Annotated in this window: 20 protein-coding genes; 8 read left to right on the top strand and 12 right to left on the bottom strand. The window is 60.5% G+C overall.

Annotated features, from left to right (window positions below; genetic code table 11):
* Window positions 1–15: 15 nt before the first annotated feature.
* Window positions 16–960: a LysR family transcriptional regulator gene (locus NPS56_RS13520; RefSeq protein WP_274075058.1), complete on the top strand. Its 945-nt coding sequence runs from the start codon at window positions 16–18 to the stop codon at window positions 958–960.
* A gap of 196 nt (window positions 961–1,156) precedes the next feature.
* Window positions 1,157–2,773: an alkaline phosphatase family protein gene (locus NPS56_RS13515; protein WP_274075057.1), complete on the top strand. Its 1,617-nt coding sequence runs from the start codon at window positions 1,157–1,159 to the stop codon at window positions 2,771–2,773.
* A gap of 87 nt (window positions 2,774–2,860) precedes the next feature.
* Here the strand turns inward: NPS56_RS13515 and NPS56_RS13510 are convergent, their stop codons facing one another.
* A complete protein-coding gene (locus NPS56_RS13510) occupies window positions 2,861–3,781 on the bottom strand; it encodes a TauD/TfdA dioxygenase family protein (protein WP_274075056.1) in 921 nt (306 codons plus the stop codon).
* Between the two features lie 183 nt (window positions 3,782–3,964).
* Between NPS56_RS13510 and NPS56_RS13505 the strand changes: the two genes are divergently transcribed.
* On the top strand, window positions 3,965–4,885 hold the full coding sequence (locus NPS56_RS13505) for a LysR family transcriptional regulator (RefSeq protein ID WP_274075055.1): 921 nt from the start codon (window positions 3,965–3,967) through the stop codon (window positions 4,883–4,885).
* 95 nt (window positions 4,886–4,980) lie between these two features.
* Here the strand turns inward: NPS56_RS13505 and NPS56_RS13500 are convergent, their stop codons facing one another.
* Complete coding sequence (locus NPS56_RS13500) at window positions 4,981–5,994, bottom strand: ABC transporter substrate-binding protein (RefSeq protein ID WP_274075054.1); 1,014 nt, start codon at window positions 5,992–5,994, stop codon at window positions 4,981–4,983.
* A gap of 397 nt (window positions 5,995–6,391) precedes the next feature.
* Between NPS56_RS13500 and NPS56_RS13495 the strand changes: the two genes are divergently transcribed.
* Genes NPS56_RS13495 through NPS56_RS13485 form a run of 3 tightly spaced genes read left to right on the top strand, consistent with a single transcriptional unit; the run spans window position 6,392 to window position 10,427 of the window.
* Window positions 6,392–7,990 (top strand): ABC transporter permease, encoded by a 1,599-nt coding sequence (locus tag NPS56_RS13495; RefSeq protein WP_274075053.1) that lies wholly within the window; start codon window positions 6,392–6,394, stop codon window positions 7,988–7,990.
* Window positions 7,987–8,802, top strand: a complete 816-nt coding sequence (locus NPS56_RS13490) for an ABC transporter ATP-binding protein (protein WP_274075052.1) — start codon at window positions 7,987–7,989, stop codon at window positions 8,800–8,802. The genes NPS56_RS13495 and NPS56_RS13490 overlap by 4 nt, the downstream gene beginning before the upstream one ends.
* Before the next feature lie 14 nt (window positions 8,803–8,816).
* Entirely contained in the window at window positions 8,817–10,427 is a 1,611-nt protein-coding gene (locus tag NPS56_RS13485) for an arylsulfatase (RefSeq protein ID WP_274075051.1), read from the top strand.
* A gap of 132 nt (window positions 10,428–10,559) precedes the next feature.
* Here NPS56_RS13485 and NPS56_RS13480 read toward each other — a convergent pair whose 3' ends face one another.
* The gene (locus NPS56_RS13480; protein WP_274075050.1) at window positions 10,560–11,633 is read right to left on the bottom strand and encodes a fatty acid desaturase; all 1,074 of its coding nucleotides are present in this window, start codon (window positions 11,631–11,633) and stop codon (window positions 10,560–10,562) included.
* A gap of 100 nt (window positions 11,634–11,733) precedes the next feature.
* Between NPS56_RS13480 and NPS56_RS13475 the strand changes: the two genes are divergently transcribed.
* Window positions 11,734–12,738, top strand: a complete 1,005-nt coding sequence (locus tag NPS56_RS13475) for an AraC family transcriptional regulator (protein ID WP_274075049.1) — start codon at window positions 11,734–11,736, stop codon at window positions 12,736–12,738.
* Here NPS56_RS13475 and NPS56_RS13470 read toward each other — a convergent pair whose 3' ends face one another.
* The 4 genes from NPS56_RS13470 to NPS56_RS13455 all read right to left on the bottom strand — a co-directional run bounded on the left by NPS56_RS13470 (window position 12,739) and on the right by NPS56_RS13455 (window position 15,434).
* Window positions 12,739–13,971 carry a type II toxin-antitoxin system HipA family toxin gene (locus tag NPS56_RS13470; RefSeq protein ID WP_274075048.1) on the bottom strand — a complete coding sequence of 411 codons (1,233 nt, stop codon included), beginning with the start codon at window positions 13,969–13,971 and terminating at the stop codon, window positions 12,739–12,741. It lies immediately after the preceding gene.
* Window positions 13,964–14,212, bottom strand: a complete 249-nt coding sequence (locus NPS56_RS13465) for a helix-turn-helix domain-containing protein (RefSeq protein WP_274075047.1) — start codon at window positions 14,210–14,212, stop codon at window positions 13,964–13,966. Before NPS56_RS13465 ends, NPS56_RS13470 begins: the two co-directional genes overlap by 8 nt.
* A 112-nt stretch (window positions 14,213–14,324) precedes the next feature.
* Entirely contained in the window at window positions 14,325–14,690 is a 366-nt protein-coding gene (locus NPS56_RS13460) for a response regulator (protein WP_274075046.1), read from the bottom strand.
* Window positions 14,691–14,747: 57 nt separating this feature from the next.
* Window positions 14,748–15,434 (bottom strand): Crp/Fnr family transcriptional regulator, encoded by a 687-nt coding sequence (locus NPS56_RS13455; protein WP_274075045.1) that lies wholly within the window; start codon window positions 15,432–15,434, stop codon window positions 14,748–14,750.
* 84 nt (window positions 15,435–15,518) lie between these two features.
* Here NPS56_RS13455 and NPS56_RS13450 point away from each other — a divergent pair, with 84 nt between their 5' ends.
* Window positions 15,519–16,040 carry a DUF962 domain-containing protein gene (locus NPS56_RS13450; protein ID WP_274075044.1) on the top strand — a complete coding sequence of 174 codons (522 nt, stop codon included), beginning with the start codon at window positions 15,519–15,521 and terminating at the stop codon, window positions 16,038–16,040.
* Between the two features lie 89 nt (window positions 16,041–16,129).
* On the opposite strand, the gene NPS56_RS13445 is transcribed toward NPS56_RS13450, so the two are convergent.
* The 5 genes from NPS56_RS13445 to oscA form a co-directional block, all read right to left on the bottom strand.
* Window positions 16,130–17,119 (bottom strand): sulfate/molybdate ABC transporter ATP-binding protein, encoded by a 990-nt coding sequence (locus NPS56_RS13445; RefSeq protein ID WP_274075043.1) that lies wholly within the window; start codon window positions 17,117–17,119, stop codon window positions 16,130–16,132.
* 3 nt (window positions 17,120–17,122) lie between these two features.
* The gene (gene cysW / locus NPS56_RS13440; RefSeq protein ID WP_274075042.1) at window positions 17,123–17,995 is read right to left on the bottom strand and encodes a sulfate ABC transporter permease subunit CysW; all 873 of its coding nucleotides are present in this window, start codon (window positions 17,993–17,995) and stop codon (window positions 17,123–17,125) included.
* Between the two features lie 13 nt (window positions 17,996–18,008).
* Entirely contained in the window at window positions 18,009–18,827 is an 819-nt protein-coding gene (cysT, locus tag NPS56_RS13435) for a sulfate ABC transporter permease subunit CysT (protein ID WP_034148416.1), read from the bottom strand.
* Between the two features lie 69 nt (window positions 18,828–18,896).
* Window positions 18,897–19,910 (bottom strand): sulfate ABC transporter substrate-binding protein, encoded by a 1,014-nt coding sequence (locus NPS56_RS13430; RefSeq protein ID WP_274075041.1) that lies wholly within the window; start codon window positions 19,908–19,910, stop codon window positions 18,897–18,899.
* An 82-nt stretch (window positions 19,911–19,992) separates the two neighbouring features.
* The gene (gene oscA, locus NPS56_RS13425; RefSeq protein ID WP_274075040.1) at window positions 19,993–20,175 is read right to left on the bottom strand and encodes a sulfur starvation response protein OscA; all 183 of its coding nucleotides are present in this window, start codon (window positions 20,173–20,175) and stop codon (window positions 19,993–19,995) included.
* Between the last annotated feature and the right edge of the window lie 102 nt (window positions 20,176–20,277).

Below are 20,277 nucleotides of genomic sequence, written 5' to 3'. Positions count from 1 at the left end.
TTTTTAATGTGAAAAATGCATATCGACTTGCGCCAGCTCCGCCACTTCATCGCCCTCGCCGATCAGCGCAGCTTCGTCGCGGGCGCCGTGGCGGTGAACCTGTCGCAGTCGGCGTTCAGCCGCAGCATCCAGGCGCTGGAGCACAGCGTCGGCTGTCAGTTGGTGGATCGCGGGCGCAAGGACCTGGCGCCGACCAAACAGGGTCAGGTATTGCTCGAACACGCGCGGCGGTTGGTCAGCGGCGCGCAGCAGATGGCCAACGAGATCAGCCAGTTCAACGGCCTGGAGGCCGGCGAGTTGCGCTTCGGTTGCGGCCCGGCGCCCGCGGCGGGATTGATCCCGCGGGCGATCGGCAGCTTCATCGGTCGCTACCCCAAGGCGCGGGTGCAATTCCAGGTGGATGACTGGCAAAGCCTGAGCAAGCGCCTGCTGAGTGAAGAGTTCGAATTTTTCGTCGCCGACACCCGGCAGTTCGAGGCCGACCCGGACTACCTGACCCAACGCCTGCGCCCGCGCAAATGGCATTTCTGCTGCCGCGCCGGGCATCCCCTGGCCGCTCGCGAAAGTGTCACTGCCGCCGAATTGATGAGCTACCCAATGGCCGTGACCATCCGCCCGCCGAACCTGCGCAAAGTCATCGTCGACCTGAGCGGCCGGCCGGATTTCACACCCAATGTGGAATGCGAAAACAGCTACAGCCTGCTTGGGGTGGTGCTGCGTTCGGATGCGATTGGCATCGTCGGCGAGTATTCGGATGCGCTGCATAATGCCAAGGGTGAGTTGGTGCGCTTGAAGGTCGACGGGCTGGCCGATGACCTGGAGGAGCTGTACACCCGCTACGGGATTGTCAGTCGCGCGGGGTATCGGTTGTCACCGCTGGCGGAGGCGATGATTGCGCAGATCAAGGAGATTGATGCGCAGGATGATGAAGTGTGTTCGCTGGAGAATTTCGCTGTCTGATCTGGCCTCATCGCTGGCAAGCCAGCTCCTACAGGGGCTGGTGTACACCGATCCATTGTGGGAGCGGGCTTGCTCGCGAAGGTGTCAGCCCAGGCAAAGATGCATTCACTGCATGAAAACCATTCCCCAAACGCACTTGCCTCAACCCCGCCCCAACAGCGAAAAACCTCGCCTGTCTTTCGATCGGTGAACCCCCATGTCCAACACCCCAAACCCAGTGCGCAACGTGCTGTACATCATGTGCGATCAACTGCGCCGCGATTACCTGTCGTGCTACGGCCATCCGCACTTGCACACCCCCAACATCGATCGCCTGGCCGCCGCCGGCGTGCGTTTCAGTCGTGCCTACACCCAAGGCACCATCTGCGGCCCGTCGCGGATGTCGGCCTACACCGGGCGCTATGTCAGCAGCCATCAGGTCGCCTGGAACGCCGTGCCCTTGCCGCTGGAAGAACTGACCATCGGTGACTACCTGCGGCCCCATGGCATACGTACCGCGCTGGTGGGCAAGACCCACGCCACGCCCAATCTCGATGCCTTGCAGCGGCTGGCCATCGACCCGCTCGGCGATCAGGCTTCGGTGCTGAACGAAGTCGGCTTCGAGCCATTTTTTCGGCATGACGGGATCTTCCCCGACGACCCGTTGTTCGATGACAAACGCGAATCCGCGCCCTACACCCACCATCTGCGCGACCTTGGGTTTACCGGGCGCAACCCGTGGCACGACTGGGCTAACGCGGCCGCAGGCGAACAGGGCGAAATCCTCAGCGGCTGGAAAATGCGCAACGCCCATCTGCCGGCGCGCGTACCGGAGCAGCATTCGGAGACCGTCTACACCACCGACCGCGCCCTCGACTTCATTGGCGAGCAGGGCGAGCAGCCGTGGTGCCTGCACCTGTCGTACATAAAACCCCACTGGCCCTACATCGCCCCGGCGCCCTACCACGCGCTGTATGGCGCAAAACAGGTGATCGAGCCGGTGCGTGCAGCGCAGGGCGAGGCCAGTGATCACCCGGTGTACAACGCGTTTCGCCAGCACGAGGAGAGCCTGAATTTCTCCCGGGATGAAGTGCGCTTGAACGTGATCCCGACGTACATGGGCCTGATCAAGCAGGTCGATGACCAACTCGGCCGGCTGTTCGATTTTCTCCAGAGCAGCGGTCGTTGGGACGACACCCTGATCGTGTTCACCAGCGATCACGGCGACTTCCTTGGCGACCACTATCTCGGGGAAAAAGAGTTTCTGCTGGAGCCGGCGGTGGGCGTTCCGCTGATCGTGCGCGACCCGCGCCCGACGGCGGACGCCACGCGTGGTTCGGTGGACGAGCGACTGGTGGAAACCATCGATGCACTGCCTACCTTCCTCGAGGCGCTGGGCTTGCCAGGTGCCGAGCATCGCCTTGAAGGACGCTCGCTGATTCCCCTGTTGCACGGCGTGCAAACCGACTGGCGCCGCTTTGCGATCAGCGAATACGACTACGCCTTTCAGGCACCTGCCCGGGAGCGGCTGCAGCAACCCATCGACCGTTGCCGCATGACCATGGTGCGCAGCGAGCGCTGGAAATACCTGGCGTATGACGGCTTTCGAGCGCAGCTGTTCGACCTGCTCAATGATCCGCAGGAATTACGGGACCTGGGTGCCGACCCGGCGTATGCCTCGGTTCGGGAGGAGCATGCGGGGTATTTGTTTGAGTGGGTGCGTGGGTTGAAGCGGCGCACGACCATCAGTCATCAGGAGATTGATTTGCGTGGGCAGCGGTTTCGCTACGGTGAGCCGGAAACCGAGAAAATGGTGCAGATCGGCGTGTGGTGAAAGAGCTTCGCGAGCAAGCCCGCTCCCACACTTGATCCGTGTACGCAGGACGAATGTGGGAGCGGGCTTGCTCGCGAAGAGGCAAGATCAGACGCCCGAGATTTCAGCCCCTTTGATAGTCTGACTACGCTGCCCCGCCACCCCCACCGGCACCTCCCCCTTGAGCGTCACACGCCGCACCACGCGGTCCTGGGTACCATAGTCATCCACCGCGTAATGCTGGGTGGAGCGGTTATCCCAGATCGCCACATCACCGACCTGCCAGCGCCAGCGCACGGTGTTTTCCTGGCGGATGACGTGGCTTTGCAACAGGCCGAACAAGTGCGCCGAATCGGCCTGGGAGTAACCCTTGATGCGCTTGACGAAATGTCCCAGCAGCAAGCTTTTCTCGCCGCTGATCGGGTGCACGCGCACCACCGGGTGCTCGGTCTCGTAGACGGTCGAAGTGAAGATCTTGCGGTAGCGCTCCAGCTTCTCCTCCGACACGTCCGGCTTGCCGCCTGCGTAGTCGTACTCGTTGCTGTGCACCGCCACGAGTTTGTCCGCCAGCTCGCGCAGCTCCGGCGCCAGTTCGTTGTAGGCCGTGGCGGTGTTGGCCCACACGGTGTCGCCACCGAAAGCCGGTGCCACCACCGAGCGCAGGATCGAGGCTTTTGGATAGGCGTCGACGAAGGTCACGTCGGTGTGCCAGGAGCTGGCACGCTGGCCTTGGGCGCCGTCCAGTTCCAGCAGGAAACGGGTGCCGTCGCGCACCGGCACAGTTGGGTGGGCCACGGGTTCGCCGAGTAGATGGGCGAAAGCTTCCTGACTCTGATCGTCGAGGTGGGTCTGCTCGCGGAAGAAGATCACTTTGTACTGCACCAGCGCCTGCTGGATCGCTTCGACGGTGCTGGCATCCAGTTCACCGGAGAGCTTCACGCCACGAATTTCGGCACCGATCCGACCGGCCACCGGATGGATTTCAAGCGCGTGAACAGCGGGTTTTACGGCTAAAGCGGCATTGCTCATGGGTTGACCCTCGATCGGACTGCTGACGGTTGAGCGGCAGCGAAACAACGCTCTATCTATATTCTTTTTAGATCTAATAGATATTCACATGCTTCGTTGACGGAATAAGAGCTTGCATTTAAAACCTCAACCAACCCTCGTCGCAAATGCCTTCGAGCTATTTTTAGGATGCCGGGAAAGCATATGGATCTTCGCCAGTTGCGCTACTTCATCGCCCTCAACGAACACCGCAGTTTCGTCCGTGCGGCGGACGCCATGGGCATCACTCAACCGGCGTTCAGCCGCAGCATCCAGGGGCTGGAACAAGAGTTCGGCTGCGTGCTGGTAGACCGTGGCAACAAGGATCTGCGCCCGACACCCGAAGGCCTGGTGGTGTTGCAACATGCTCGCAGCCTGGTGCAAGGCGCGGCATTGCTCAGCGCCGAAGTGACGCAGATGACCAAGCTTGATGCCGGTGAGTTGCGCTTCGGTTGCGGACCCGCCCCGGCGGTGAAACTGGTGCCGGATGCGGTGGCGCAATTCATCAATGCCCACCCGAAAGTGCGCACCTGTTTCGAAGTGGATAACTGGGAAAAACTCAGCCGCGCGCTGAGCCGCGAAGAGATCGAATTCTTCATCGCCGACATCCGCCATTTCGAAGCCGACCCGAACTTCCAGACCCAGGCCCTGACGCCCAAGCGCGGGGTGTTTTTCTGCCGTCCCGGGCATCCGCTGTTGGCCAAGGAAAGCCTGTCGACCAACGACATGTTCGACTACCCGCTGGCGACCACGCTGATCCCACCGGGCATCCGCAAACTGCTGGCGAACCTCAGTGGGCGCATGGATTTTTCCCCGACCATCGAGACCGAGCATTTCCCGGCACTGGTGAAAATCGTGCTGCAGTCGAACGCGATTGGGGTGGGCACAGAGGAAGCATTCGTCGAGGACATTGCCCAGGGTTCGCTGGTGCTGTTGCACTGGCGCAATCTGCCGCAGAACATCGAAAGCATGAATGCCCGGTGCGGGATTGTCAGTCGCACAGGGTTCAGGTTGTCGCCGGCGGCGCGGGCGATGATCGAGATGTTGGTTGCCGTGGACAAGCAGGAGATCGCAGTCGCGGTTTGATGGCCTCATCGCTGGCAAGCCAGCTCCTACAAGGACGCGGTGATTCCTTTAGGAGCTGGCTTGCCAGCGAAGGCGTCGGCTCTGACACCAACGATTCAGAGCTTGGCCGCAGCCAACTCAGGCGCCACCCAATCGCTCACCTTGAACGCCTTGCGAATCAGCTTCTGCTGCGAAGCCAGATCCACCGCATCCTGCAATTTACCCAGGAACACCGGATCCAGGGTCGACGGGAAAACCTCGCTCAAATTCTGGTCCTTCAAATCCTCGGTCAGAATCACCGATGGATAACTCGCCAGCCCCGACACCAACTGAATGTACGCCTCCTTGTTGCTGTCCTGAGTCAGCCACTGCACCGCCTGCTGCTGGGCCTTGAGCAATTTCGTCACCACCTCGGGATGCTCATCGACAAACTTGCCGTTGCCCACCAATACGGCCTGAACACTGCCCGCGCCGCCAAGATCCTTGGTGTTCAACGGCAACTCGGCCAAGCCCTTGGCTTGCAACGCCGTCAAACTTGAACCACCCCACGACGCATCGATCTGTTTAGCGGCGAGTGCCGCAACCGCAGCGTTGAAATCCAGGTTGATGACTTTCAGATCCTTCTCGCTCAACCCCTGGCTGGCCAGCGCCGCATCGAACGACAACTGGCTGGCGGTGCCGCGAAAGATCGCAACGCGTTTGCCCTTGAGGTCCTGCAGGGTCTTGATCCCCGAACCCGGCACCACGCCGAGGTAATGCTTGACCCCGCGCGCCGAGGCACTCAGCACCCGGGTATCCAGGCCATTGGACTTGCCGATGATCGCCGCCAGGTCGCCCAGATACGCCAGGTCGACCTGATCGTTGGCGAAGGCTTCGTTGATCACCGGGCCCGCGCCCTTGAAGAAATTCCACTGAATCTTGATGCCCTGGTCAGCGAAGGCCTTTTCGTAGATCTGTTGATCGCGCAGCACGTCCACCACGCCGCCTGCACTGTGTTGAGTGCCGGCGCTGAGGTCGGGTACGGCGATGCGGATTTCCTTGAGTTCGGCGGCCTGGGCGGTGAATGCCAGCAAGCCCGCCAAGGCCGGAACGGCGATCAGGCTGATGACGCGTTTGAAGGGAATGTTCATGGGTGCGGCTCCTGGGCGACAGCGTTGAGGAGCTGAAAGTAGGCTGAATCGTGACCTACACTTAAATACTATAAATTCACATTTTTATATCTTTTAGAGCTAAGCGAGCCAGTACGGGGCGCGTGGAGCGATATGCATGAGCAGCATCGAAAATATTCTTCGAATGCATTGGATGCGTATTGGCTGGAGGCCTTAAATGGTCCTGCTTATCTCCCAATAGAATTGATTTGAAATTTTATAGAACAATTTTGCATACAACCTAAAACCCTGTGGGAGCGGGCTTGCTCGCGAAGGCGATGGATCAATCGATAAGTCATTGCCTGACACGCCGTCTTCGCGAGCAAGCCCGTTCCCACAAAAGGCAGGCCGTATTGCAACCCGACAACGGAGGTCGTCCATGGCCCGTGTTTCCCTTCTCAGCCTGCCGCTGGCAGCGCCGCCGCTCAACGGCCGGCGGTTATGGCCAACACTGAACCAACGCCTGTTGCCTTGGCTGCTGCCCCTGAGCCTGTTCGCACTGTGGTGGCTGGCCAGCCGCAATCAGTGGATGAGTGAACAGATCCTGCCGCCGCCTTCGCTGGTCTGGAACAGCGCGCTGGAACTGTCCCACGCCGAGCTGTGGAGCCATCTGTGGATCAGCCTGCAACGTCTGTTCTGGGGGCTGCTGGCGGGGATCACGGCGGGTGCCATATTGGGCGCGGCGCTGGGTTTCAGCCGCACACTGGAACGCCTGGCGTTCCCGACATTCGCCGGGTTGGCGCAAGTCCCGACGCTGGCGTGGATTCCACTGTTCATGGTGTTTTTCGGCATCGGCGAAGTATTGAAACTGGTGGTGCTGATCAAGGCCATCGTGGTGCCGGTGACCCTGCACACGTTGGTGGGCGTACGTGATGCACAACCCAAATTGCGGGAAGCAGCCGCGGTGCTGCGCCTGCCGCCACGCTTGTTGATCCGCCGCCTGGTGCTGCCCGCCGCCTTGCCGGCGTTCATGGCCGGTGTGCGCCTGGCACTGGCCGCTGGCTGGACCTCATTGCTCGCCGTCGAACTGCTCGCCTCCAGCGAAGGCATCGGTTACCTGATGGTCTGGGCGCGGCAGTTGTTCATGCTCGACATCGTATTTGTGTGCATCGTGGTGATCGGCTTGATCGGTGTGGCCATGGATCGCGGCATCGGCCTGCTGGACAAAAAACTGGTGCACTGGCCGCACCCGGCCACGGCCGAAATTCGCCGTGGCCCTAAATATCAAGGTTGGCAACGCCTGCAGCCCTGGTTGCTGCCGCTGGCGTTGCTACTGCTGTGGCAACTGGCGACGAATCAGCAATGGGTGGACGCCAACATTCTGATCAGCCCGCTGACAGTGCTGGAGACCACTTGGAACGGTTTACTCGACGGCACGCTGATCAGCGGCATGGCGCTGAGCCTGGGGCGCACCCTTGGCGGTCTATTGCTCGGCGGCGGCCTCGGTTTCGCGCTGGGCTTGCTACTCGGACTTTCTCGCGCCAGTGAACGAGTCCTCGGCCCAACCCTCGCCGCGCTGCGCCAGATCGCGATTTTCGCCTGGGTGCCGCTGCTCACCGCCTGGTTCGGCCTTGGGGAACTGGCCAAGTGGGTCTTCGTCGCCCTCGCCGCGTTTTTCCCGTTGTTCATCGCCACCCAACGCAGCGTCGCCAACCTCTCGCCACAACTGAACGAGGCCGCCCGAGTGCTGCGTCTGAATCTGCGGCAACGCCTCGCCCGCCTGGTTCTGCCGGGCGCAGCGCCAGGGATTTTCGCCGGCCTGAGGCTGAGCCTGATCTACGCCTGGCTGGGCACCATCGGCGCCGAATATTTCATGCCGTCCAACGGCGGCATCGGCAGCCAGATGATCGGCGCCCAACAACTGCTGCGAATGGACCTGATCATGGCCGGCATGTTGCTGGTCGGCCTCACCGGCGCCCTGCTCAACCTCATTGGCCAACGCCTCGAAACCCGCGCCACCCGCTGGAGACACGCATGAACGCACCCATCGTCAGCTTCAACCACGTAGGCAAAACCTTCGACGTCGACGGCTTTGAACTGGAGGCCATCCGCGAATTCAACCTGGACATTGCCGAGGGCGAATTCGTCGCGATTGTCGGCTCCAGCGGCTGTGGAAAATCCACGTTGCTGCGGCTGCTGGTGGGCCTCGATACGCAGTTTCGTGGGCAGATCAGCGTCGACGGCCAGGCCGTCACCGGCATCGGCGGCGAACGCGGCATCGTCTTTCAGGAGCACCGCCTGTTCCCCTGGCTGACGGTGGCCGACAACATCGGCCTGGGCCTGGTCAACGAGCCGTTGAGTGCTGAGCAAAAGCACAAGCGCATCAGCGATTTCATTGACCTGGTGGGCCTGCGCGACTTCAGCCGCGCTTATCCACACCAGCTCTCCGGCGGCATGGCGCAACGGGTGGCGATCGCTCGCGGCCTGGTGGCCAGCCCACGGATTCTGCTGCTGGACGAACCCTTCGGCGCCCTCGATGCCCTGACCCGCCAGCAGATGCAGGACGAACTGCTGGCGATCCGTGCGCGGGCCAAAATCACCACGATTCTGGTCACCCACGATGTCGAGGAAGCGATTTTCCTCGCCGACCGCGTGGTGGTGATGGAGCCGCGTCCCGGGCGCATCAAAAAAGTGGTCGACATCGCCCTGCCCCATCCGCGCCTGCGCAGCAGTTTCGACTTCCACCAGCTGCGCGAAGAGCTGCTGCACGAACTCACCAGCGACGATCACTACCAACCGCCTGTGCCGGTGCAGGTGCGTGATTTGCCACTGTCTTTCATTGCCTGCTGAACAGGAGATTCTTGATGCCGCAACGTCCCAACTTTCTGGTGATCCTGGCCGATGACCTGGGCTTTTCCGATATCGGCGCATTCGGCGGAGAGATCGCCACGCCGAACCTCGACGCCCTGGCCAACAACGGCCTGCGCCTGACCGATTTCCACACTGCACCGACCTGCTCGCCGACGCGTTCGATGCTGCTGACCGGCACCGATCACCACATCGCCGGCATCGGCACCATGGCCGAAGCCCTGACCCCGGACCTGATCGGCAAGCCTGGTTACGAGGGCTACCTGAACGATCGCGTCGCCGCCTTGCCCGAGCTGCTGCGCGAGGCCGGTTACCAGACGTTGATGAGCGGCAAATGGCACCTGGGCCTGACCGCCGAACTGGCGCCCCATGCCCGTGGTTTCGAGCGTTCGTTCTCGCTGCTGCCGGGCGCCGCCAACCATTACGGCTTCGAACCGACCTATGACGAACACACGCCGGGCCTGTTGAAATCCACCCCGGCACTGTACATCGAAGACGATAAATTCATCGACGAACTTCCGAAGGTTTTCTATTCCTCCGATGCCTTCGGCGACAAGCTGCTGCAATACCTCAAGGAGCGCGATCAGACCCGGCCGTTCTTCGCTTACCTGCCGTTTTCCGCGCCGCACTGGCCGTTGCAAGCGCCTGCGGAGGTGGTCGAGAAATACCGCGGCCGCTATGACGCCGGTCCCGAAGTGTTGCGCCTGGAGCGCCTGGAAAAACTCAAGGCCCTGGGGCTGATCGAGGCGGATGTCGAGCCGCATCCGCTGATCCAGCTCAGCGCCCAATGGGACGCCTTGAGCGACGAACAACGGCAGATTTCCGCACGGGCCATGGAGGTGTATGCGGCGATGGTCGAGCGCATGGACTGGAACATCGGTCGCGTCGTCGACTACCTGCGTAACCAGGGCCAACTGGACAACACGTTCATCCTGTTCATGTCCGATAACGGCGCCGAAGGTGCGCTGCTGGAAGCCTTCCCGAAGTTCGGCCCTGAGTTGATGACCTACCTCAACCAGCATTACGACAACAGCCTGGACAACATCGGCCGCGCCAATTCCTACGTCTGGTACGGGCCGAACTGGGCGCAAGTGGCGACCGCGCCTTCGCGGCTGTTCAAGGCGTTCACCACCGAAGGCGGGATTCGGGTGCCCGCGCTGGTGCACTACCCGCAACTGCCGCTCAAGGGGCAGATCAGCCATGGGTTCGGCACTGTGATGGACATCACGCCGACCATTCTCGACCTCGCCGGGGTGCGCCATCCGGGCAAGCAATGGCGCGGTAAGCCAGTGGCACCGTTGCGCGGCAAGTCGTGGCTGGGGTTTCTATCGGGCGAAACGGCGCAAGTGCATGACGAGCACACCGTGACGGGTTGGGAGTTGTTCGGGCGGCGAGCGATTCGCCAGGGGCAATGGAAAGCCGTCTACATCCCGGGGCCGGTGGGGCCGGCGACCTGGCAGCTTTATGATCTGGGCAGCGATCCGGGGGAGATTCATGACCTGGCGTTGAGTCAGCCTGCCAAGCTCAACCTGTTGATCGAGCATTGGCAGAACTATGTGGATGAGACCGGGGTGATATTGAGTGAGTCGCCGTTTCAGCCGGATTGAGGTTGCCTAAACCGGCCTCTTCGCGAGCAAGCCCGCTCCCACATTTGATCTCGGTTGTTCACAAATTTTGCGAACGCTGAAGATCCACTGTGGGAGCGGGCTTGCTCGCGAAGGCCTCCTCTCAGTCAACCATTAAGCCTGCGCCGCACGCACCTCTTCTCGCGCTGCAACATCCTTACGCACAAACCGGTTCGCCCGCGCAAACGTCCCGAAATCATTGAACCGCACCCCCATCTCCCGCATCACCCTATGCGCCATCGGCACAGTCATCTGGCGGATGTAGAACGGCTCCTTCACCACAAAGTGATGAATCCCATGGCTGCTGCCGAAGTTGAAGCAGAACGCCTGCAACGGCCACAGCCACCAGGCGTTCAGCACCTGGCACTGCTGCATCACGTTGCCCGGCTCGATGTCGCCGTAGTAGTGCATGTTGGAGCTGATGAAGTGCAGGCAGAACGTGCGCAAAACGTTCGGGCCGATGATCACCACCGCGGCGATATCGATCACGTTCATCACCGACAGCGTGGTTGCCGACCACTCGATCGGCGTGCCCATCAGGTAGGCGATGCCGTTCGCGGCGTGGAAGCCGAGAAACACGTACCACGCGCCCCAATGCATCAGCGCCAGTGGCGCGTAGACCTTCAGGGTGCGGTGGATGATGCTGAACTTTTGCGCCCAGGTCCTGGCCCGCAGCATGCGAATGAACGACGACATCATGTTGTCGCCAATCATCAACAACCGCGCGAATCCCCAAGGCTCGCCGTTGGTGATGGCGCGTTCTTCCATGTCGGTCTCGGTGCCGGACACCTTGTGGTGATTGAGGTGCAGGTGTCGACGAATCCATGGATTGATTGTGCTCGGACGCGCCAGCCAGACCAGCCCCATCATCAGGTTGTGCGGCAGCCGCTGCTTGCGAAAGTACATGCTGTGAATCAGGTCGTGCTCGAGTTCGTGGGTCAAGGACGCGAAAAAAGCATTGAGCAGCAAGCACACCCACCACGCCATGTAACCCTCGATGTAGAGCGCCGCCGAACCGATCATGCCGGCCAGGGCGAAGGCCAGAATGCCTGCGCCCAAGGCGTCCTGATGATTGAGAACCGGGTAGCGCTGGCGAAGTTCGACACCCTTGGCCAGCACCACTTCGCGAATATGTGCAGATCGCTGAGCAGCATTCAGTCGCTGGGGACTTGCAGAAGTACCTTGCATGCTTCCATCCTCTGGTTATTGATGTTCGCATCCTGCCCGCTTCATATGCCTGGAGCGGTAGCCGAGAACGCCAACCTGTTGACCGGAAGCGCCAATCAGCATGACTGAACCGACCTCCCTCGCCAGCTGGACCCGCGCCCTGCGCAAGCAACTCGACGCCCTGGGCCTCGACAGCACTGCCCTGTGCCAGCAAGCCGGGCTCGATCCGCAACTGATGGACGACCCCAACGCCCGTTATCCGTTGTCCGGAACCACGCGCCTGTGGGAAATCGCGGTGCAGGTCAGCGGCGACCCGGCGATCGGCTTGCGCGTCTCGCGCTTCGTCAGCCCCACCACCTTTCACGCACTCGGGTATGCGCTGGTGGCCAGCGGCAGCCTGCGGGAAGTCTTCGAACGCATCGTGCGTTATCACCAGGTGGTCAGTGACGCCCTGGAACTGGAACTGACCCGCGGCGAAGACCGCTACTGTTTCCACCTGAGGATTCCGCCAGGCAATCCGGCCCCGGCCTATGAGGCCATCGACGCCTTCGTGGCGATTTATGTGCGCACCTGCCGCAACCGCCTGGGCCGCGACTATGCACCGCTGGCGGTGTACTTGCGTCGTCCTGAGCCGGCGGACCCGCATCAATGGCACAAGGTCTTTCGCTCACCGGTGTATTTCGCCACCGGGGAGGATCGGTTGGAGTTCGCGCTGGCGGATTTTGACAGTCACCTGGACGACGCCAACCCGGAACTGGCCGAACACAACGAAGCCGTGCTCAACCGCACCCTGGCGCAACTCAAGCCGCTGACCTGGGAGCGCAAGGTCCGCGACGCCATCGAAGAGCAACTGCCGGAAGGCGAACCCAGTGCCGAACACATCGCCAAGGCACTGCACCTGAGCCTGCGCAGCCTGCAACGGCACCTGGCGGATGAGGGTTGTCGGTTCGATACGCTGCTCAACGAAAGCCGCGAAAACCTGGCGTTGCTGCACCTGCGTGATCCGCAATGCTCGTTGAGCGAAATCAGCTACTTGCTGGGGTTTGCCGATACCAGCAGTTTCAGCCGTGCGTTCAAGCGCTGGACGGGGATCACGCCGGGGCAGTTTCGCGATGGGTTGCGCTGATCAGCTCTTCACAAGACTGCGGGCCATACCTGATTTCCACTGTTCCATCAGCGCTTCGCCAACGCTCGCAAAGTGACGATTGCCCTTGATGTGGTCCGCCATCTCCGTCATTGCCATGTCCATGCCATGTGCGACTTGCTGCAACAGCTCATTACAGCGTCCCTCGGTCAGATTGCAGGCCGACCGGCCAAAGCGCATCAGCATTTTGTACTTGGGCCATGCTTTTGACCCGCCTAGCAACAACGCCATACTGTCGTTCTTGATGTAGACCGAAGTGGTCACGATGTCGTAGGCGGGAGCGAGGTTGATTTGCGCATCCGTACCACAATCCTCGTACAGCACACCGAAGTTCTTGAGGTGAGCATCGCCATTTTTCAGGCCGGACGAGAGCGCAACAATCTTGAAAAAAGACTCCAACGCATGGTTGAGCAATGGCGGGGAGACGAATGCTCTTATCTGCCTTGCGGCACCTTCGTATGAACCATCGTATTTAGCCTTCGAAGGCCAGGCATTCAGGACGCAGAAATCCTCGAACCCCAAGTAACCTCGCTCATTCAGATCGAAACGTTCGACGACCAGGAATTTGCCATGTTCGCTAAGTTCGAACTTCGGGACTTCAAGGCCCGAGTGCAAGGCGGCCCGCATGCAAAAATACTCGTTGGCCGCAAGCTCAGGGTATTCCTCGGGACGGAAGGACTTGACCAGGTGCGTCGCGCCTCGATGAGTCAACCGGTCGACAGTCGTCGCACTATCACGGACAAGCACCTTGGGCTGCACGCCGGAGACGCCCGAGTATTGGCCATACGTGCGCAATAAATCATCGAACAAACCTTGCGCACCGTCGTGAACCAGCAGGTCCGCGAGGCTGGTTTCGGGTGGACGGTCGCTCGCATCCTGCGCGTTTGCAATTGCCACTCGACCGAGCTGGTACGGACCAACGATCGCCAGCATCGTAAAATCATCGAAACCCCTGACCGCTTTACTGAACCGACGAACCAACTCTTCGCGCAGAGCTCCCTCTGGCAAGTTCATTTCGAAAATTGGCGGAACACCTCGTTCCCACGTGTAGCTTTCGAGACGAGCCGGCATGGTCAACGAAACCGCGTTTTCTTCCTGCGTGCTGTCGGCATAGGTAAAAACCGAATCACTGCGCGACTGACCACGCCCGAGCGTGCCGGCCACGGCTCCCGAGACACTGATATATAGCCGGTCCTGCTCCTGCGGCTCAGCCATGGAAGTTTGCCTTCTTCAGAGAGTCCAGCGTTGGACGCTGCGCCTGACGAGGCACGGCGATGAGCTCATAGCCGAACCCGTTGAGGATCGCCTCAACCTTGCGCAGACCGATTTCGGAGATCGTGTTGTTCTCGATTCCAGAAATCGTGGAGCGGCTCATTCCGTACTGTTTTCCCAGTACCTGCTGGGAAAGCTTTTGCTCTTTACGCAGTGAGCGGATCAGTTCACCAAGGTTTTCCATTTATCGACCTGCATCGTATACCGTGCAAAGCACCACGAAATGTGGAATATGCATTGTATTTAGTGCAGTTTAAAGACTAAGTCCAGCTGGTTTTTTTAAGCGCCTGAAAACTTCAGCGCCCCTGACCCCGCCGCAACAACTTGCGCACCCGCGCCACCAGTTCACTCACGGCAAAGGGCTTGAGCAGGTAATCATCCTCGTGCAACTCCAAGCCGCGCAGGCGATCCTCGATACCATCCTTGGTAGTGAGCAGGAGCACTGGGGTCTCACCGAGCTTGCGGATCTGTTGCAGCAACTGCCAACCATTGAGCCCAGGCAGCATGACGTCGAGGATGATCAGCTCATACTCGCCCGCCTCGATGAAGCGCCGGCCGTCCATACCGTTGACTGCCACATCCACCGCATAGCTCGCTTCGCTCAGGCCATCGGCCAGATGCCTGGCGAGTCCGGGTTCGTCTTCCACTAGCAATACACGCATGGCACACCTCGATTGTCGTTCCGACAGGCTAGGCGCGTTTGCGGGTAAAGCCCACCATTAAACGGCAACTAACGCCCGCAACCGCTGAACATCGAGGATTTCAATTTCGCCATACCCCAGATTCAATATCCCCTGCCCCTGCAAATCCTTGAGGATCTGGTTGGTGGTCTGCCGTGACAGCGACAACATCGAAGCAAGCTGCTCCTGCGGCAACTGCAGGACGCGGCGTGGTTCGTCGATTTCGCCGTACCCTTCGGCGATCATCAGCAAGCGATGGGCCAGCCGCACCGGGGCCGGCATCAGGCTCAGCTGTTCGAGATTGATGAAGGTCAGGCGCAGTTTCTGACTCATCAGCAGCGCCAGTTGCCGCCAGTACACCGGCTGTTCATCGAGCAACGTGAGCAGGGCGATATGCGGTATGTGCAACAGCGTGCACGGGCCCAGTCCAAAGGCGTCGTGGGTACGCGCCTGGCCATCGAACAGGCAGATTTCGCCAAACCAGTGCGGCGCTTCCACCAGGCTCAGCAACGCCTCTTTGCCCTGCTCGTTCACGGCGCCTATACGCACCGCGCCTTCGAGCACCGCGTACAGGCCACAGGGCGGATCGCCGCGCTGGAACAGGCGCTGACCGGCTGATAAGCGCCGCACCCTGGCGGCGTCCAGCAGACTATCCTGTAGGGAAGCAGGCAAATGGCTGAACCATTGGCCGCGCAACAGGCGTGGCCGCCAGTCCTGCATATCCATGAAAACTCCTAGAGATTGTCGCCTGGCTGACAGAGCAATGAATGGCCCCGAGGCATGATCGTGCACCCTACAGGAGGAACAACAATGAAAAAAAGCCTCGTTGATCATCTCAGTCAATACGCCGCCTACCACCGCGATCCGCGCAACATTGCCACCCACTTCATTGGTATCCCGTTGATTGTGGTGGCGGTGGCGGTGTTGCTGTCTCGTCCGCAATGGGCTGGGGGTTGGCTTTCACCGGCGGTGCTGGTCGCGCTGGCGTCGGCGTGGTTCTACCTGCGCCTGGAGTTGCGCCTTGGGGTGTTGATGACGGCGCTGCTGGGGCTGTGCATTTGGGCGGGCCAGGTCCTGGCGCAGCAAAGCACGCTGGTCTGGTTGAGCAGTGGCGTGGCGATGTTTGTGATTGGCTGGGTTATCCAGTTTGTCGGTCACCACTATGAAGGGCGCAAACCGGCGTTTGTCGATGATGTGACGGGGTTGATTGTCGGGCCGTTGTTTGTGGTGGTTGAGTTGGCGTTTTTGCTCGGGTTGCGGCATGAGCTGAAAGAGCAGATCGAGGCGCGGGCGGGGGGTGTGCGGGTCAATCCAAACAAAGCGGCGGCCTGAGCGGATCTGTAGGAGCTGGCTTGCCGGCGAAAGCGGTGTGTATGACACACCGCGTCATCGTTGATCGCTGGCAAGCCAGCTCCTACAGGTCAGAGGTTGGCGACCTTCTGCCAGACCTTCGGCTTGAAGAACAGCGTCTCGCCCTTGGCCAACCCGATCAGGCTGTCGTGATCCTTGACCACTTCGGCTTCGATCAGATCACTCTGGCCTTCGACCTTCAGCGTCACCCGCGTCGTCGCACCCAACGGACGTATATCGCGCACTTGCGCGGCGTGGTGATCTTCCAGTTCATGGCGCGACAGCGACACCTCGTGCGGACGGAACAGCACATGATTGTCTTCGCCCAGGTGCAGACGGTTCGAATCACCGAGGAAGTGATAAACGAAATCGCTGGCTGGATTTTCGTAGACGTCACCCGGTGCGCCGATCTGCTCGATCACGCCCTTGTTCATCACCACGATGCGGTCGGCGACTTCCATCGCTTCTTCCTGGTCGTGGGTCACGAAAACGGACGTCAGGTTGATGTCTTCGTGCAGACGCGCCAACCAGCGACGCAGCTCTTTACGAACCTTGGCGTCGAGGGCGCCGAAGGGTTCGTCGAGCAGCAGCACTTTCGGCTCCACCGCCAGGGCACGGGCCAGGGCGATACGCTGACGCTGGCCACCGGACAGTTGTTCCGGATAACGATCCGACAGCCAATCCAGCTGCACCATGTTCAGCAGTTCGTGCACCTTGGTCGCGATCTGGCTTTCGCTCGGGCGCTGGTTTTTCGGCTTCATGCGCAGGCCGAACGCGACGTTGTCGAACACTGTCATGTGGCGGAACAAAGCGTAGTGCTGGAACACGAAACCGACGTTGCGATCACGCACGTCGTGGCCGGAAACGTCTTCGCCGTGGAACACGATATTGCCCTGATCCGGGGTTTCCAGGCCGGCGATGATCCGCAGCAACGTGGTCTTGCCGCAGCCCGACGGGCCGAGCAGCGCGACCAGTTCGCCGCTCTGGATGTCCAGGCTGATGTTGTCCAGGGCCTTGAACGCATTGAAATTCTTGCTGACGTTACGCACTTCGATCGACATGAATTATTCCTCCGCGGCGCTGGCGCGCAGGCGGTTGATACGGTTTTCGCTCCACTGCTTGAGCAGCAGGATGAAGAGCGCCAGGATCAGCAACAGGCTCGCCACGGCGAACGCGGCCACGTGGTTGTATTCGTTGTAGAGGATCTCGACGTGCAGCGGCAAGGTGTTGGTCACCCCGCGAATGTGCCCGGAAACCACCGACACCGCACCGAATTCACCCATGGCCCGCGCGGTACAGAGCACCACGCCGTAGATCAGGCCCCATTTGATGTTGGGTACGGTGACGTGCCAGAACATCTGCCAGCCATTGGCCCCGAGCAAGCGCGCGGCCTCCTCTTCCTGGGTGCCCTGCTCCTGCATCAGCGGGATCAGCTCACGGGCCACGAACGGCACGGTGACGAATATCGTCGCCAGCACGATGCCTGGCAAGGCGAAGACGATCTGGATGTCGTGGTCCTGCAACCACGGGCCGAACAGGCCCTGGGCGCCGAACATCAACACATAGACCAGGCCGGCGATGACCGGCGATACCGAGAACGGCAGGTCGATCAGGGTCACCAGCATGCTCTTGCCGCGGAACGAGTACTTGCTCACGCACCACGCGGCACTGACGCCGAACACCAGGTTCAACGGCACCGAAATCAGTACGGCAATCAACGTCAGCTTCAGAGCCGACAGTGCGTCGGGTTCGAAGATCGCGGTGAAGAACGCACCCAGGCCGTTTTTCAAACCCTGGGACACCACGATGAACAGCGGCAGCAACAGGAACAGCGCAAAAATCAGCCAGCCAAGGCCGATCAGGATTCGCCGCGAGGTCGCGCTGCCACGGCGGGCAGCGTTGGCCGAAGAGGCGGCAGCAATAGACGATTGGGACATTGTTCGCGCCTCCCTATGGGGTTTCGATGCGCCGCTGCAGCAAGTTGATCAGCAGCAACAGAATGAAGGAAACCACCAGCATCAGTACACCAATGGAGGTAGCGCCGGTGTAATCGTACTGGTCCAGCTTGACCATGATCAGCAGCGGCAGGATCTCGGTTTTCATCGGCATGTTACCGGCGATGAAAATCACTGAACCGTACTCGCCGACCCCGCGGGCAAAGGCCAGGGCAAAACCGGTCAACCAGGCCGGAAGCAATGCCGGCACCAGGATATGACGGAACACCTGCAACGGTTTTGCACCCAGGCACGCCGCCGCTTCTTCCACTTCACGGGGAATATCGGCCAGCACGGGCTGTACGGTACGTACTACGAATGGAAGTGTCACAAAAGTGAGGGCAAGGGTGATGCCCAGGGGGGTGTAGGCGATCTTGAAACCCAGATCCGCCGCAAACTGACCCACCAGGCCGGTTGGGGTGTACAGCGCGGTCAGCGCAATACCGGCCACGGCGGTGGGCAATGCGAAGGGCAAATCGATCATCGCATCGATGATCTTGCGTCCCGGGAAGGTATAGCGCACCAGCACCCAGGCCAGCAGCGTGCCGATGATGCCGTTGATGATCGCCGCGTACAGGGCGGTGCCGAAGCTCAGCTTCAACGCCGCCAGCACCCTTGGCGCCGAGATGATTGCCCAGAACTGATCCCAGGTGAGTTGAGCGGCATGCACGAACATCGCCGCCAGTGGTATAAGCACAATCAGGCTGAGGTACACCAAGGTGTAGCCCAGCGTCAGCCCGAAGCCGGGTATGACGGGGGAGATACGACGCGACATAAAAGTCCCTGGTTGAGAATGCACAAAGCCTCGAATCGCGATTCGAGGCTCCTTGATGGCTATTTAAGATTACTGCGCCTGGTAGATCTGGTCGAATACGCCGCCGTCGTTGAAGAATTTCGGCTGCGCGGTTTTCCAGCCGCCGAAGTCTTTGTCGATGGTCACCAGGTCCAGTTTCGGGAACTGCTGGGCGTATTTCGAGGCGACTTCCTTGTCCCGTGGACGATAGAAGTTTTTAGCCGCAATTTCCTGGCCCGCCGGGCTGTAAAGGTGCTTGAGGTAGGCTTCGGCGATCTGCTCGTTGCCCTTCTTCTCGGCGTTCTTGTCGACCACCGCCACTGGCGGCTCGGCAAGGATCGACAGCGAAGGCACGACAATTTCGAACTTGTCGGCGCCGCCATCTTCTTTCAGGGCCAGGAACGCTTCGTTTTCCCACGCCAGCAACACGTCACCCTGACCGTTGTTGACGAAGGTAATGGTCGAACCGCGAGCACCGGTGTCCAGCACTGGCACGTGCTTGAACAGGGTTTGCACGTATTCCTTGGCCTTGGCTTCGTCACCGCCATTTGCTTTCAGGCCATAGGCCCAGGCGGCGAGGAAGTTCCAGCGCGCACCGCCTGAGGTTTTCGGGTTCGGGGTGATCACCGACACGTCGTTCTTGACCAGGTCGCCCCAGTCCTTGATGCCTTTAGGGTTGCCCTTGCGCACCAGGAACACGATGGTCGAGGTGTACGGCGTGCTGGCTTCCGGCAGACGCTTCTGCCAGTCCGCCGGCAGGGTCTTGCCGAGTTTGGCGATTTCGTCGATGTCACCGGCCAGGGCCAGGGTCACCACGTCGGCGCGCAGGCCGTCGATCACCGCCCGGCCCTGTTTACCCGAGCCACCGTGGGATTGCTGGATTTTCACGCTGTCGCCGGGATTACTTTTCTTCCAGAAATTGACGAATTCAGCGTTGTAATCCTGGTAGAGCTCGCGGGTCGGGTCGTACGACACGTTGAGCAGTTCGTAATCCTTGGCGACCGCAGAACCGGCAAACAGGGCGCTGGCCAGGGCGGCCAAAGCGAAATGGCGAATCGACGACATGGTGAAAGCTCCTGGAATTCTAATTGTGTTGGCTAGTTCTTATGGATTTCTGGGATCGCGGTGTCGGTTCAAAAAAATCGCTTCAGGCCGGTTTGTTCCCCGGTTGCTGCAAGCGGAATTTTTCCTTGCGTTCGATCTGGACCACCTGGGCGTTGTGCACGGTGATCTCCACCGCGCCAAAACGCAGATCGCGCAGGGCGCTCTGGATTTCGCGCAGGATGGTTGCTTCGTCCTGGCCGTCAACGCTACGTAGAGATGCGCTCATGGTGCTGCTCCTTCGACTTAGAGGTTGCCTGGCAGTGGCGGCACTGCATGCGGCGTGAGACCAATAGTAGAGAGGCGCGGATATTCTTAAAAAGACTATTTA

It is taken from the genome of Pseudomonas putida (assembly GCF_028682635.1).
In the GTDB taxonomy this organism is placed as follows: Bacteria; Pseudomonadota; Gammaproteobacteria; order Pseudomonadales; family Pseudomonadaceae; genus Aquipseudomonas; species Aquipseudomonas putida_AE.
Note: the sequence above shows the minus strand (reverse complement) of the source record. Positions and strands in the feature narration are given on the sequence as shown.